Raw genomic sequence first — 13,911 nt, forward strand, 5'->3', positions numbered from 1 at the left:
GATTATTTGTAACTTCTAGTTTTAACCTCGATGTTGTCATATATCAGGTCTTCTTTATGCAACACTTCCGCGTTGATATCTTCTCCCTGATATTCCCAAGCTCCGACGTATTTGTAATTTACGTCATCTCTTTCCGCTTCTCCATCTGGAGTTGAGTGATCCTCACGGAAATGTCCACCACAAGATTCATTTCTGTGTAGTGCATCGATAGCCATTAATTGTCCTAATTCAAGGAAGTCTGCTACTCTGAATGCCTTTTCAAGCTCAGTGTTCATCCCTTCTCCTTCACCAGGAACTTTTACATTTTTCCAGAAGTCTTTTCTTACTTCTTCAATTTCTTTGATTGCTTCTCTTAATCCTTCAGGAGTTCTTCCCATACCTACTTTATTCCACATAATGTGTCCTAATTGTTTATGGAAGTGATCTACTGAATGCGTTCCTTTATTGTTCAGGAAGAAATTAATTTTTTCTTTAATTCCCTTTTCAGCTTCATCAAATGCTCCTGAATTGGTAGGGATTTCTCCTGTTCTGATATCTGCAGAAAGATAATCTGCAATAGTATAAGGAAGCACGAAATATCCATCAGCAAGACCCTGCATCAAAGCAGAAGCTCCCAGTCTGTTGGCTCCGTGGTCAGAGAAGTTAGCTTCACCGATTACGAAACATCCAGGAATGGTAGACTGAAGGTTATAATCAACCCAAACACCTCCCATTGTATAGTGAACTGCCGGATAAATTTTCATTGGAGTTTTGTAAGGATCATCAGCCGTAATCTTTTCGTACATTACGAATAGGTTACCGTATTTCTCCTCAACCCAGCTTTTACCCAAATCATAAAGCTGCTGGTCAGTTGGGTTATGAATATGTTTTTCGATAGCGGCTTCTTTACCTTTCTTCATGATTTCTGTGGAGAAATCCAGGTAAACACCTTCTTTAGTATCATTGTTTTCGATTCCGAAACCAGCATCACATCTTTCCTTAGCCGCTCTTGACGCAACGTCTCTAGGCACAAGGTTACCGAATGCAGGGTATCTTCTTTCCAAATAATAATCTCTATCTTCTTCTTTAATATTTTCAGGTTTTAATTTACCTTCTCTGATCGCTACTGAATCTTCAAGTTTTTTAGGAACCCAGATTCTTCCGGAGTTTCTTAATGATTCAGACATCAACGTCAGTTTAGACTGCTGTGTTCCGTGAACAGGAATACAAGTCGGGTGAATCTGTACATAACAAGGGTTTGCAAAGTAAGCTCCTTTTTTGTGGATCTTCCATGCTGCAGAAACGTTTGATCCCATAGCGTTGGTAGAAAGGAAATATACGTTTCCGTAACCTCCTGAAGCAATTACTACAGCGTGTGCAGAATGTCTTTCAACTTCACCTGTTACCAGGTTTCTTGCAATGATACCTCTTGCTTTTCCGTCAACAATAACAAGGTCCAGCATTTCATGACGGTTGTACATTTTAATTCTTCCTTTACCGATCTGACGGCTCATTGCAGAATATGCACCTAATAACAACTGTTGTCCCGTCTGTCCTTTTGCATAGAAGGTTCTTTTTACCTGAACCCCACCAAATGAACGGTTATCTAACTGGCCACCGTAGTCTCTACCAAAAGGAACTCCCTGAGAAACACACTGGTCAATAATATTGGCAGAAACTTCAGCTAATCTGTAAACGTTAGCTTCTCTTGCTCTATAGTCACCTCCTTTGATTGTATCATAGAACAATCTATAGGTAGAGTCACCATCACCCTGATAGTTTTTAGCAGCATTGATCCCTCCCTGAGCCGCAATAGAGTGCGCTCTCCTCGGAGAATCCTGATAGCAAAATGCTTTCACATTGTACCCTTGCTCAGCTAAAGTGGCAGCAGCGGAACCTCCCGCCAAACCTGTACCTACAACAATAATATCAATCTTATCTCTGTTGTTTGGTGCAACAAGGTTCATATGGTCTTTATGATTTTTCCATTTGTCTTTAAGAGGACCCGCTGGAATTCTTGAATCTAATTTACTCATACTAGTATATTGATATTATTGAGTTATAAAATGAAAAACAGCCACTAAAATAAACCCTGCAGGAATAAGAATTGAATACCATTTCCCGAAAGCTTTAATTACCGGCGTATACTTTGGATGTCTTGCTCCCACAGACTGGAATGAAGACTGAAATCCGTGAGCTAAGTGTAATCCTAATAGTACAAAAGAGATCACATACAGAGCCACTCTCCAAAGGTCAGCAAACTTCTCATGAAGTTCAGGCCAGAAACGTTCTGCATCAGGAGCTATTCCTTCCACATACTTGTAATTAATTTCATGAAGCCAGAAATCATACAAGTGAAGCGCCAGGAAAGCTAAAATAACAGCACCGGAAATAATCATATTTCTGGACATCCATGAAGAATTCACAGAAGCATTGTTTGCTGCGTACTTTACCGGACGCGCTTTATTATTCTTAATTTCCAGTACAAACCCCATCGCAAAATGGAAAATTACTGCAAAACCAAGAATAGGCTGCATTAAGAACTGCACAAAAGGATTATAGCCCATAAAGTCAGATGCCGTGTTAAAGGCGTCCTTATTAAGAACTGATAACAAATTGGTCGTCAAATGCAGTATAAGAAAAATCAGCAAAAACATAGCTGATAATGCCATAGCATATTTTCTACCTATCGTAGAACTCGTTAAACCTGCCATATAAGTTTAAATTTGAATTTCCCACAAAATTAAGGAATGTTAACAATATTGAAAAGTGAGAAATCTCACATATAACCAGTTTGTAATCTTTCTAAATAAGAGCACGCAACGATAAACAGAGCATAATGAAAACATGAAGACACCATCCTATTTTATTTCATAAATATGATCCTGAAAAACAATTTTCCTGACAGATGGAGGCAGGCTTTTTATCTCAAAATGTACGATCCTCCTTGATGAACAGTAAGGATTGATAAAATATCGGATCATCTTTTCCTGATCAGATACATCCGAAATCCAAAAACAGGCCTTATTTCCTTTCTTCACCAGAAACACTTTATTAGTATTAAAATCGTGAAACAACACTTCTTCTCTCTGGTTTTCAAACACATTGCTCCCCGTTCTTATTATGAAAAAGACTAAAACAGACATTGAAAGCCTCATAAAACTTTTAAAATTACAATGTAAAATCACAGCTCTTAGCAAATATACCATTCCCAACATTGACACTACTTCCATCAAATTCACAGGTATATTTTCGAAAAACAATACATCTACTTCTGCAAACCAATGGATCACTTTTAGTAACAGCAATATACCATTGTCATACACCGTATTAATGAACATAAAATCAACCTTAAAAGCAATAAGAACCGTCATTAAAAATGAAAATACAATAATGACTTCCGAAAAAGGAACAATAATAAAATTGGCAATGACCGAAATAAGGGAAAACTGATGAAAATAATATAAGACCAAAGGAAGTGTGGCAAGCTGTGCAGCAATAGAAATTGTAACCGTATTAAAAATTAGTTTTTTCCAATATTGATCCTGCTTTGGAAATCTATTCAAAAGAGGCTGATTTAACCAAAAAATTCCTAAAACAGCCAAAAAGCTAAGCTGAAATCCTATATCGAAAAACTGCCGGGTATCAAAAACAAGAATAATAAATGCCGATAACCCCAAAGCATGCAGCAGATCCGGTTTTCTCTGAAGCAAAACGTAAATAAAATATATCGTCAGCATCATACAGGACCGTAAAACAGAGTTTCCAAAGCCTATAAAGCCTGCAAAAAGCCAGATAAAAACCAAACTGAAAATTATAGCATATCTTCTTAAACGCAAAGGTATACACCGGACCTGTAAAAAATAAAACATCCCAAAGATCACCACAATATGAGTTCCTGAAATAGCCAGTAAATGAATCAGGCCGGACCTGTTGAAATCCCGGACTGTTCCGGCATCAATTTCTGTGCGGTCTGCAAGGATAATCCCTTTTAAAAAAGTTTTTGCTTTCTCAGACATTCCGGTGTTATCAATTCTTTGCAGGATCTCGAGTCTCTGTTGCTTTACTGCATCAAAAAAACTTACGTCTTTTTTTTCAGCTGAAGAAATACCTTTTGAAAGATAGCACTGATATTCAATATTTTTCCGCTTGAGGTACCGTGCGTAATTGAACTGAAAATCATACTTCGGAGGTTTTATTCTTGCCAGGTAAGCTTCAGCTTTGTAATAATGTTTAAAATCAAGCTCGTGAGTGTCTTTTGGAATATATAAAATGGTATTGAAGCTGTTTTTCCCTACTATTGCTATTCCTTCATACTTTTTATACTTCGCTGTAGTATTTAATTTCTGGGAAATATTGAAAATAACGGTTTCCTTTTCCTTGACAGCTAATTCTGTAACAGGAGAAAAGGTATTGAAAAAATGAAAAATGATTCCCAGTCCAAAAAACAGCAAGCACAGCAAAACCGGTTTAGATTTGTTCAAAAAATAGGAATAAAAAAACAGGGAAATTAAAATTCCAACGCAAAGAACAATGCCGTAATAAACTGCAATACTGCCTAACGGGAAATTATCCTGAAAAAGAATTCCAAGGATAAAACATAATGTTACAATGAGAAGAGGCTGTTTGTTCACATTTTTCAATCAATTGTATTACCAAAGTAGGGAATTAAATCAATTGAACATCAACTCTGTGATCACTGAAAAACGCTCTATATCTCATTAAAGAGATTAACAGAGCGCTTGTTTTTTTGCTATAAAACCGTCTTTATATAAAAAGTTTTTTATTTTTCTTTTAAAAATTTATCCGTTAAACGCTTTGTTTCCTTAATGTACAACCATGGATCTTTACCATAATCTTCATATTTGAAATTTCCGGTCTTTTTAGGAATCGCAGGTTCTATTTGTGTGCCTTCATGCCACTCGTTAAAAGATGTAATTCCTATCAACTCAGGCTTTACTTTTATGGCAGCATCAAACATATTTTCATAATATTTTCCATTTCCACGGCTTTTAAAATTAGCTTCATTCCATGGTCTTATTCTGGTGTCAGAATATCCCGGTCCTACACAGGGTATAAAAATCAGCTTATGGTCTTTGGCAAATCTGGAAAGAAAATCCCAGTTTGAAGTAGTGCTTCCATATACAAAACCTTCACTCGCAAAGTAAGTATAAAAACCATCAAATCCGGAAGTTTCAAAAAAAGCAGCATCCTTTTCCTCTACCCATAACCCTATATAAAGAGCATCAAGATCCGTATCACGTACTGTTTTTTCTCCATTCTTAGAAAGAAGCTTTGCCCATTCTTCCGGAGCTATTTTATAACTGTCATAAACGTAAAACATCGGTTTACCGTCTTTTTTATAAAAGGCATGATGGGGAGAATAGGTTTCAACAAGGTACGAAAGCTGATCTCTGAGCTCCGTAATTGTTTTATAAAATGGCTCTATGTGAAATGCTATTTTCAGATTAAAACGATCTGCAATATCTAAATATTTTGAGACACTTTTATCGGTAAAAGAATCCTTACCCAACCAACTGATAACCACAACACCAGCACCGGATTCTTTGATCATTTTCATATGTTTTTCAATGATCTTGACATCATTAGAGCTGTAGTTTCCTAAAGCAGGATAAAAATTGGCTCCAATATCATCACCTCCTTTATAATGTCCCAGATTATTCCATTTGGGGTTACTCCAATGAGGGATAATTTCATGGTTCCAATGCTGAAGGCCACCATCTGCTACCTGATTTCCATACCAGCCATAATAGAATATCTGAACTTTATCTCTTGGAATATTCTCCTGAGCAAAGCTTTTTGAGAACAAAAATGTACATACAAAAAGTAAGAAAAAGTTTTTAAAATGATTCATTTTCACAAAGTAATTTAAATTCTCAAAAGAATTCGTTATATGAAGTTTCAGATTTTCAAAATCACCTCAGCCGCATGGTCACTGGCTCCTTTACCTCCCAGCTTTTCTCTTAAAAGACTATAATCATTCAGGACCTGCTCTCTTTTTTCTCCTTCTAAAACTTTGGTAAGTTCGTTCACTAGATTTTTAGTGTTCAGGTCATTTTGGATCAGTTCTTTTACCACTTCCCTGTCCATAATCAGGTTGACTAAAGAAATGTAATTGATATTTTTCACTAATCTTTTGGCGATGGCATAAGAAATTGTACTGCCCCGGTAGCAGACTACTTCAGGAATATTCAGCAGGGCTGTTTCCAGGGTAGCCGTTCCGGAAGTTACAAGAGCAGCTTTTGAACACCTCAATACGTCATAAGTTCTGTTAGAGACAAAATGAACATTGTCATCCACATATTTTTGATAAAACTCTTTCGGAAGACTTGGCGCTCCGGCGATCACAAACTGGTAGTTTTTGAAATGAGGCCTTACTGAAAGCATTATTTCAAGCATTTTTTCCACCTCCTGTTTTCTGGAACCCGGTAGAAGGGCTATAATTTCTTTGTCATTCAATCCGTTTTCCTTCTTAAACTGTTCAGTACTGATTTCTTTAAGATCGGAAATAGCATCAAGCAAAGGATGTCCTACAAAATGGGAATGAACACCATGTTTTCTGTAAAAATCCTCTTCAAACGGAAGAATAACCATCATTTCATCTACATATTTTTTGATGGTTTCTACACGACCTTCCTTCCAGGCCCAAAGTTGTGGAGAAATATAATAGATCACTTTGATTCCCAATTCCTTGGCAAATCTGGCAATTCTTAAATTGAAACCTGGATAGTCTACCAATATTAAAACATCCGGTCTGTTGTTTCTGATATCTTCTTTGCAGAATGCAATATTATTCAGGATGGTCCTTAAATTCATAACCACCTCCAGGAAACCCATAAAAGCAAGATCACGGTAATGTTTAACCAGTGTTCCACCCTGAGCTTCCATCAGATCTCCGCCCCAAAACCGAAATTCCGCATCCGGATCTTTTTGTTTTAAAGCTTTCATCAAATTGCTCCCATGCAGATCACCGGAAGCTTCTCCTGCAATAATGTAATATTTCATTTCTTCCGAAATCTTTATTATTTGTTTTTTAATACCTCACGATACCCCTTCCATTATCGGATCATTATGAATCATGGGCGGTTTCTATGGTAAGGATAGAGAACAAATTAAAATATATATTGATCTTAATTTGTAAATTTGTTCAAAGATAATGATAAAAATGTCAGAAGAATTTGAAATCCGAAATAAAGTTGCGGAAAGCGGCCTTGTCAATTTTGACCTTAGTACCTTGGTTCCAAAAGGACAGAGAAAGGGCATTGATCTTAAAGATTTTTTGTTCCAGGAAATGATCCTGAAAGAAAAAGATTTCCGTGAAAAAGTAGAACTCATCAATGTTGAAGAATACAAGGATGCTTACATTTACATCTATAATTCTGTAGATACAATTATTCCTCTCTGGGCTTATTTTGTATTGACAGCCAGGATTACAGATGTTGCTAAAAAAATAGTTTTCGGGAACCGTGAGGACCTGGAAGTAATTCTGATGCACAATGCTATTCAGACTTATGATTTTGAGGATATGAGAGGAAAAAGAGTCTTAGTAAAAGGATGCTCAGATAAAGAAATTCCGGAAAATGCCTATATCGAGCTGGTAGAACAGCTAAAGCCACTTGTAAAATCACTGATGTTTGGAGAAGCATGCTCTAATGTCCCTATTGTAAAGAACTAAGCATGAATAAATATTTATCTGCAGGTTTTATATTTTTCATTTTTTTACTTATTTACTATCTCGGCAGTTTTACGAGAATACCTTTTGCTGATGCTATTGGTTTTGTTCTTCCTGTAGAACAGGGTGATTTTGAGACAACGGCTACGGCTACCACTCATTTTCTCTATCTCAATACCGCTATTTTCATTAAGAATATTACAGGGCTTAATGCTATAGAAGCCAGCCGGCTTTTAATTATTACTTCAGGAGCACTTACTGTTTCAGTGATCTATCTTACCGTAAAAAGTATTACAAAACTGGAATGGGCCTCTGTTGCGGCGGCATTTATTTTTGGTTTTAGTTTTACGTTTTGGAAAAATGCAGAAATTGTAGAGGTGTATACCTATAATTCACTGTGGCTAAGTCTTTTCTTTTTCTCCCTGGTCAAAAGTTTTATAGAGCAAAAGAAAGTACACATCATTTTAGCGGGATTCTTTTTTGCTATCAGTCTTTGGGTGCATATTCAGAATATCCTGCTTATTCCTGCTTTTATATTATTTCTCTATTATTTCAGAAAAGAAAGTAAGTATGTTTATTCATCTTTATTGATTTTTTTACTGATTTTCGGCTCTATTACCGTTCTGAATGTTTCTCAGGGGCTATCTTTAAGTTCACCTTATTTTTCTGAACGTGGCGATTGGCTTTCCAATTCATTTAAAAAAACTTTTATAGAATACCTTCAGGACCTCATCAAGTCTGTAGTCTACATCGTTTATAATTTTAATGTGTTTGCACTTTTCGGTATTGCCGGGATCTATTTTTTATACCGGTCAAATAAGAAAATGTTTTTTGTTTTCTTTACTGCGTCGCTATGCGTGTATGGTTTTGCAACATTTTATGCTGTCACGGATAATTACGTTTTCTTTATCCCTTTCAACATGATTTTTGCATTATCCATAGGCTATGGATTATCTCAGGTACAATATCCGTGGGTGAAAAAACTTTCATGGGTATGTCTTTTCATTCCTCTTTTCTATGTAGTAGCTCTTCAGATTGTTTCATCAACTGAAAAAGGACAGGATTTTGGTAACTATAAAAACTATAAAGGCGGACTGAAATATTATATGTTTCCATGGATGAATAATAATGTGGGGATTCTGGAATTCACAATAGATCGGAGAAAAGCTCCCGACATCATGTTCTGGATGACCGAAGAAGCCGAAATATATATTGAGCTTCTAAAAAGCAAAGGTTTTACTGAAAAAGAGATCAGAAAACTTTAACAATAATTATGACCTTAAGAAATTTTATGAACCATATTTTTTGATAACTTTGAGATAGTTAATACTTTAAACAAACACAAAAAATGAGCTTAATCGACCTACTTACAGGGAACACCAGCAACCAGGTTGCTGAACAGGCTGAAAACAAATTTGGAATCAGCAAAAATCAGGTCATCGCCTTATTGGCAGTAGCCACTCCTCTTATCATTTCTTATTTAAGAAATAAATCTCAGGATGCTAAGGAAGCGGAAGCTTTAAACAATGCTCTTGATAAAGATCATAATGGAAGTATTTTAGATGATGCCTCACAGGTTGAAGCAAGACAGGCTGAAGGTGGGTCTATTCTTGATCACATTTTTGGAGGACAAAAAAGTACTGTAGAAAATCAGCTTTCCCAAAATACCGGAATTTCAATAGACAAACTGGGACCAATCCTGGCAATGCTAGCTCCTGTAGTAATGGGATATATTGGCCAACAAAAGCAACAAAACAATGTAGGTGCCGGAGGTTTAGGTGATCTTCTGGGTGGAATTCTTGGAAATGCATCCAACCAGGCGCAGACTCAGCAATCAAGTCCTTTAAATGACATTCTTGGCAGCGTACTGGGGAATGGCGGACAATCTCAATCATCAGGAAATCCATTGAATGATATACTGGGAAGTGTACTTGGTGGCGGAGGTAATAACCAACAACAGCAAGGAGGCCTGGGAAGTATTCTTGGAAATATTTTTGGAAAATAATTAGTTTAATTTGTTATAAAAAAAGACCGGAGATTAATTTCTCCGGTCTTTTTTACTTATACTATTTCTTAGCTTTTTCTTCAGAGGCTACAATAGATCTTGAAGCTTTCCTAGGTCTCTTTTTCCCATAACTTCCTGAATTAATTTTACCTCTTCTAGATTTTTTGTCTCCTTTTCCCATAGTATTAAATATTTGTTGTTCTACGAATATAGGGAATATACTATTAAATTCCAATCGGTTACAATGTTAAAAACTGATAAAACCGGATTTCGTTCATTCCAAAATCCAGCTATATTCCTTCATGTTTATTATACTTTAACGTTTTTCCATTTTCCTCTTCTAAATAAAATAAAGGCTACAATGGTAATAAGCGTTTCTGCTGCCGGAATTGAAATAAAAACTCCTTTTGGTCCCATTCCAAAATGCTTGGCAAGAAAATAAGCCAAAGGAATCTGAAACAGCCAGAATCCAAAAAGATTAACCCATGTGGGTGTCCAGGTATCTCCGGCTCCATTAAAGGCATTGATCATCACCATACCTATTCCGTAAAAAATAAATCCTATACTCATAATGTGAAGGGCATTCTTTGCAAATTCCATGATCTCGGTTTCCTGAGTAAAGAAACTCACCAAAAAATTACCCATTAAAAGGAATATCAAGCTGACGGCTAACATGAAAATTACATTATACTTCACCGTTTTCATGACCGCCTGCTCTGCTCTTACCATTTCATTGGCTCCCATATTTTGCCCTACCAGAGTAGAAGCAGCATTACTTAGCCCCCAGGCCGGAAGCATAAAAAACATCATCAGCCTTAGTGCTGTCTGATAGCCTGCGGAAGCATTTTCCCCTCCCGTGGTGGCTACCAGCTCTGCAAGAAAAATCCAGCTGCATGAAGCAATCACAAATTGAAAAATCCCAGGTGTTGCAATTTTTATAATAGATTTTATAGAAGCCAGATCCGGTTTAAAATAATGCATCCTAATCCTGATCTGGGTATCTGCAATCAAAAGATGATACAGCTGGTACAGTACTCCGATAGTTCGCCCTATTGTTGTGGCCAATGCAGCTCCGGTAAGTCCCATTGCCGGAACCGGCCCCAATCCCTTAATTAAAATAGGACAAAGGATAATGTTGGCTATATTGGCGATCCATAAACTTTTCATGGCAATCATAGCATTTCCTGCCCCTCTGAAAATCCCGTTAATTAAAAACAAGAGCATAATGACTGTACTGCTTCCCATCATAATTCTCGTAAAGTCTTTACCATAAGCAGCTGCTTCAGGTTTCGAGCCCATCAGGATTAAAATTTCTTCTGCATAGATAACACCTAGCAGGCTTAAAACAAATGTTATAACAAATGAAACCAATAAAACCTGTGCAGCACTTCTGGAAGCCTGCTCCGGATTTTTTTCTCCAATTCGTCTCGCCACCAGTGCTGTTGCTGCCATACTCATTCCGATAGCAATAGAATACATTACAGAAAGTACAGATTCTGTAAGGCCTACCGTCTGAATGGCAAAACCGCTCTCTTTCAAATGTCCTACAAAATACAGATCAACTAAAGCGAATACAGATTCCATTGCCATTTCCAGCATCATAGGTATCGCTAAAAAAAGCACGGCATTTCTTATACTTACTTTAGTATAGTCTACTTCTTCTCCGCTCAGGGCTTTTTTTATGAAATTGACATATTTTGTCATTATATTTTGGGTTTACCTGACAAAAATATCAATTCAAAAACAATTAAGACTTAGCATAGGGAAAGTTTTCTTTTTATTCAACATTTCCAGGTGACAATAAAGAAAGGTTTTTTTACATAAATATTTTTATTATTTTCTAATCAATACGCTATATAAGACAGTATAATTATTAATAAAACTTAGCAATTGATAATAAAATTTAGTTAGATTTGTATATTCTTAAAAATAGTTCTTATGAAAAAAATAATCTCTACACTCTTTCTATTTGGAATATCATTATCTGCAGGTATGCTTTCTGCACAACAACTTTCCCAAGCGAAAATGAGAGCAATCAATTCTGATAATATAGCTGCATTTAAAAAACAGTTTGCTCCCGGAGATTACAATAAGTGTTTTACAATTGGCCAGGAAGCATATAGCCCACTTGGATTCAGTTCATTATATGGAAGCAGAACTCTTGTCAAGTTTCTACTGGACAATAAAGTAAATATCAATAAGAAATGTAAAGACAAAACTCCACTGGAATTAGCAGAAATAGGAAAAACTGAAGAAACAGCCAAACTCCTGATAGAGCATGGGGCAGTAAAAAATTAACATTCATTAAAAATATACAAGACTTCCGAAAGGAAGTTTTTTTGTTTATAAAACCTGTAAAAACCTTATCTTTGCCCTCGAAAAAAACAAGGTTCGGATAGGAACCTTAAACATTGAACTTTAAACAAATAATTATGTTTCGATCACACACCAATGGAGAACTATCTCTAAAAAATCTGAATGAACAAGTTACACTATCAGGATGGGTACAGACTATCCGTGATAAAGGATTTATGATTTGGATAGATCTTCGAGATCGTTACGGCATTACTCAGCTGGTTTTTGACCAGGATCGCTCTTCAGCACAATTAATGGAAGAAGCTAAGAAATTAGGCCGCGAATTTGTAATTCAGGTTTCCGGAAAAGTCATTGAAAGAGTAAGTAAGAATCCCAATATTCCAACAGGAGAAATTGAACTTTTAGTAGAAACGCTGACGATTCTTAATAATTCACAACTTCCGCCTTTTACGATTGAAGATGAAACAGATGGTGGAGAAGAGCTAAGAATGAAATACCGTTACCTGGATATCAGAAGAAATCCGGTAAAAGAAAAGCTGATCTTCCGTCACAAAATGGCACAGAAAGTAAGAAATTATTTATCTGATGAAGGTTTTATTGAAGTGGAAACTCCTGTTTTAATTAAATCTACTCCGGAAGGGGCCAGAGACTTTGTGGTTCCAAGCAGAATGAATCCGGGGCAGTTTTATGCATTACCACAGTCTCCACAAACTTTCAAACAGCTTTTGATGGTAGGTGGAATGGATAAATATTTCCAGATTGTAAAATGTTTCCGTGATGAGGATTTAAGAGCAGACAGACAGCCGGAATTTACACAGATAGACTGCGAAATGGCTTTCGTAGAACAGGAAGACATAATGAATGTTTTTGAAGGAATGACTAAAACTCTTATAAAAGATATTACCGGTCAGGAATTTGGAAATTTCCCAAGAATGACTTTCGCAGATGCGATGAGAAAATATGGAAACGACAAACCGGACATCCGTTTCGGGATGGAGTTCGTAGAACTGAATGAGCTGGTAAAAGGAAAAGATTTCAAAATATTTGATGAAGCTGAGCTGGTTGTGGGAATTAATGTAGAAGGATGTGCAGACTATACAAGAAAACAGATTGATGAGCTTGTAGACTGGGTAAAGCGTCCACAGGTTGGTGCTTCAGGAATGGTGTGGGCAAAATTCCAGAATGATGGTGTGAAGACCTCATCCGTGAACAAATTCTACAATGAGGAAGATCTTGCGAAGATCATTGAAAAGTTCGGAGCTAAGGAAGGGGACTTAATGTTAATCCTTTCCGGAAATGAAAATAAAGTAAGAGCGCAACTTTCTGCTTTAAGAATGGAACTTGGAAACCGTTTAGGGTTAAGAAAAGGAAATGTATTTGCTCCTCTTTGGGTGGTTGACTTCCCTCTATTGGAATGGGATGAAGACACTGAAAGATTCCATGCAATGCACCATCCGTTTACCTCTCCAAAACCGGAAGATATCCACTTATTGGAAACTGATCCTGGTAAAGCAAGAGCCAATGCTTATGACATGGTATTGAACGGAAATGAAATCGGGGGTGGATCAATCAGAATTTTTGACAGAGATTTACAGTCTAAAATGTTTGATCTGTTAGGGTTCACAAAAGAAGAAGCTGAAGCTCAGTTTGGATTCCTGATGAACGCATTCAAGTACGGAGCACCTCCACATGGTGGCCTGGCATTCGGGTTTGACCGTTTAGTGGCTATCCTTGACGGAAATGAGGTGATCAGAGATTATATCGCCTTTCCTAAGAATAACTCAGGACGTGATGTGATGATAGACGCACCGGCGTCCATTGCTGATGCACAGCTCGATGAGCTTGAAATTAAATTGAATTTAAAAGCATAAATATAAAGCGGGGTAAATGCCCCGCTTTTTTTATCTCGTACAAAGAC

12 protein-coding genes are annotated in these 13,911 nt (G+C 36.7%); 5 read left to right on the plus strand and 7 right to left on the minus strand.

The window, feature by feature from the left end; genetic code table 11:
• Positions 1–2: 2 nt before the first annotated feature.
• From MP478_RS20410 to lpxB, 5 genes are all read right to left on the minus strand, one after another.
• Complete coding sequence (locus tag MP478_RS20410; protein ID WP_257189923.1) at positions 3–2,015, minus strand: fumarate reductase/succinate dehydrogenase flavoprotein subunit; 2,013 nt, start codon at positions 2,013–2,015, stop codon at positions 3–5.
• Between the two features lie 15 nt (positions 2,016–2,030).
• Positions 2,031–2,693: a succinate dehydrogenase cytochrome b subunit gene (locus tag MP478_RS20415; protein WP_047488924.1), complete on the minus strand. Its 663-nt coding sequence runs from the start codon at positions 2,691–2,693 to the stop codon at positions 2,031–2,033.
• Between the two features lie 147 nt (positions 2,694–2,840).
• Positions 2,841–4,613: a ComEC/Rec2 family competence protein gene (locus MP478_RS20420; protein WP_257201497.1), complete on the minus strand. Its 1,773-nt coding sequence runs from the start codon at positions 4,611–4,613 to the stop codon at positions 2,841–2,843.
• 149 nt (positions 4,614–4,762) lie between these two features.
• Positions 4,763–5,854: a glycoside hydrolase family 99 protein gene (locus tag MP478_RS20425; RefSeq protein ID WP_257201498.1), complete on the minus strand. Its 1,092-nt coding sequence runs from the start codon at positions 5,852–5,854 to the stop codon at positions 4,763–4,765.
• Between the two features lie 47 nt (positions 5,855–5,901).
• Positions 5,902–7,005 carry a lipid-A-disaccharide synthase gene (lpxB, locus tag MP478_RS20430; protein ID WP_257201500.1) on the minus strand — a complete coding sequence of 368 codons (1,104 nt, stop codon included), beginning with the start codon at positions 7,003–7,005 and terminating at the stop codon, positions 5,902–5,904.
• A gap of 160 nt (positions 7,006–7,165) precedes the next feature.
• On the opposite strand from lpxB, the gene MP478_RS20435 reads away from it, so the two are divergent.
• From MP478_RS20435 to MP478_RS20445, 3 genes are all read left to right on the plus strand, one after another.
• Complete coding sequence (locus tag MP478_RS20435) at positions 7,166–7,675, plus strand: DUF2480 family protein (protein WP_230037543.1); 510 nt, start codon at positions 7,166–7,168, stop codon at positions 7,673–7,675.
• A 2-nt stretch (positions 7,676–7,677) separates the two neighbouring features.
• Positions 7,678–8,937, plus strand: a complete 1,260-nt coding sequence (locus MP478_RS20440) for a DUF2723 domain-containing protein (protein ID WP_257201501.1) — start codon at positions 7,678–7,680, stop codon at positions 8,935–8,937.
• A gap of 83 nt (positions 8,938–9,020) precedes the next feature.
• Positions 9,021–9,677: a DUF937 domain-containing protein gene (locus tag MP478_RS20445; protein ID WP_230037539.1), complete on the plus strand. Its 657-nt coding sequence runs from the start codon at positions 9,021–9,023 to the stop codon at positions 9,675–9,677.
• Between the two features lie 61 nt (positions 9,678–9,738).
• On the opposite strand, the gene MP478_RS20450 is transcribed toward MP478_RS20445, so the two are convergent.
• Together MP478_RS20450 and MP478_RS20455 are read right to left on the minus strand one after the other, a co-directional pair.
• Positions 9,739–9,858, minus strand: a complete 120-nt coding sequence (locus MP478_RS20450) for a 30S ribosomal protein THX (RefSeq protein ID WP_230037537.1) — start codon at positions 9,856–9,858, stop codon at positions 9,739–9,741.
• Positions 9,859–9,986: 128 nt separating this feature from the next.
• Positions 9,987–11,381, minus strand: coding sequence for an MATE family efflux transporter (locus MP478_RS20455; protein ID WP_257201502.1), 1,395 nt, complete (start codon positions 11,379–11,381; stop codon positions 9,987–9,989).
• Positions 11,382–11,615: 234 nt separating this feature from the next.
• Between MP478_RS20455 and MP478_RS20460 the strand changes: the two genes are divergently transcribed.
• Both MP478_RS20460 and aspS read left to right on the plus strand, forming a co-directional pair.
• On the plus strand, positions 11,616–11,975 hold the full coding sequence (locus MP478_RS20460) for an ankyrin repeat domain-containing protein (protein WP_230037533.1): 360 nt from the start codon (positions 11,616–11,618) through the stop codon (positions 11,973–11,975).
• A 134-nt stretch (positions 11,976–12,109) separates the two neighbouring features.
• The gene (gene aspS, locus MP478_RS20465; protein ID WP_257201503.1) at positions 12,110–13,864 is read left to right on the plus strand and encodes an aspartate--tRNA ligase; all 1,755 of its coding nucleotides are present in this window, start codon (positions 12,110–12,112) and stop codon (positions 13,862–13,864) included.
• The last annotated feature ends 47 nt before the right edge of the window (positions 13,865–13,911 follow it).

This window comes from Chryseobacterium sp. WG14 (assembly GCF_024586945.1).
Lineage (GTDB): Bacteria > Bacteroidota > Bacteroidia > Flavobacteriales > Weeksellaceae > Chryseobacterium.

Excerpts from the sequence above, each read along its gene's own strand:
- MP478_RS20445 (WP_230037539.1), top strand. The coding sequence starts at position 9,021 with ATGAGCTTAATCGACCTACTTACAGGGAACACCAGCAACCAGGTTGCT.
- MP478_RS20455 (WP_257201502.1), bottom strand. The coding sequence starts at position 11,381 with ATGACAAAATATGTCAATTTCATAAAAAAAGCCCTGAGCGGAGAAGAA.
- MP478_RS20415 (WP_047488924.1), bottom strand. The coding sequence starts at position 2,693 with ATGGCAGGTTTAACGAGTTCTACGATAGGTAGAAAATATGCTATGGCA.
- MP478_RS20450 (WP_230037537.1), bottom strand. The coding sequence starts at position 9,858 with ATGGGAAAAGGAGACAAAAAATCTAGAAGAGGTAAAATTAATTCAGGA.
- MP478_RS20425 (WP_257201498.1), bottom strand. The coding sequence starts at position 5,854 with ATGAATCATTTTAAAAACTTTTTCTTACTTTTTGTATGTACATTTTTG.
- MP478_RS20410 (WP_257189923.1), bottom strand. The coding sequence starts at position 2,015 with ATGAGTAAATTAGATTCAAGAATTCCAGCGGGTCCTCTTAAAGACAAA.
- MP478_RS20440 (WP_257201501.1), top strand. The coding sequence starts at position 7,678 with ATGAATAAATATTTATCTGCAGGTTTTATATTTTTCATTTTTTTACTT.
- MP478_RS20460 (WP_230037533.1), top strand. The coding sequence starts at position 11,616 with ATGAAAAAAATAATCTCTACACTCTTTCTATTTGGAATATCATTATCT.
- lpxB (WP_257201500.1), bottom strand. The coding sequence starts at position 7,005 with ATGAAATATTACATTATTGCAGGAGAAGCTTCCGGTGATCTGCATGGG.
- aspS (WP_257201503.1), top strand. The coding sequence starts at position 12,110 with ATGTTTCGATCACACACCAATGGAGAACTATCTCTAAAAAATCTGAAT.
- MP478_RS20435 (WP_230037543.1), top strand. The coding sequence starts at position 7,166 with ATGTCAGAAGAATTTGAAATCCGAAATAAAGTTGCGGAAAGCGGCCTT.